Annotated in this window: 1 protein-coding gene; it reads left to right on the top strand. The window is 72.1% G+C overall.

Translation table 11 applies throughout. The features are described 5' to 3' along the window. Positions 1–580: replication restart helicase PriA (gene priA, locus HUK84_RS22190; protein ID WP_176642040.1), on the top strand; the 580-nt coding region annotated here is incomplete at both ends.

Here is a 580-nt window from a genome sequence, read left to right as displayed (position 1 = left end):
ATGCGCGCCCACCCGCCCGAACGCGGCCTGTTCCTCTCGCCGGTGCTCGCCGCCGCCCTCGATGAAACGATGGGCCGCGGCGAACAGGCCATGCTGTTCCTCAACCGGCGGGGCTACGCGCCGCTGACCCTGTGCCGCACCTGCGGCCACCGGCTGCAATGCCCCAACTGCACCGCCTGGCTGGTCGAACATCGCGCGCGGCGGATCGTCACCTGCCATCATTGCGGCTATCAGGACCCCACGCCCCCGGCCTGCCCTTCATGCAAGGCCGAATCCAGCCTCACCCCGATCGGCCCCGGCGTCGAACGCATCACCGAGGAAGCGCGCGCCACCTTCCCCGATGCCCGCATCCTGGTCATGGCCAGCGACACCCTGCCCGGCCCGGCCGCGACCGCCGACGCCGTGGCCCGCATCGCCCGGCGCGAGATCGACCTGGTAATCGGCACGCAGATCGTCGCCAAGGGCTGGCATTTCCCGCATCTCACCCTGGTGGGCGTGGTCGATGCCGATCTCGGCCTGGGCGGCGGCGACCTGCGGGCGGCGGAACGCACGGTGCAGCTCCTGCACCAGGTCGCCGGCC

It is taken from the genome of Nguyenibacter vanlangensis (assembly GCF_013376155.1).
GTDB lineage: Bacteria > Pseudomonadota > Alphaproteobacteria > Acetobacterales > Acetobacteraceae > Gluconacetobacter > Gluconacetobacter vanlangensis.
This window is presented reverse-complemented; position numbering and strand designations above follow the sequence as displayed.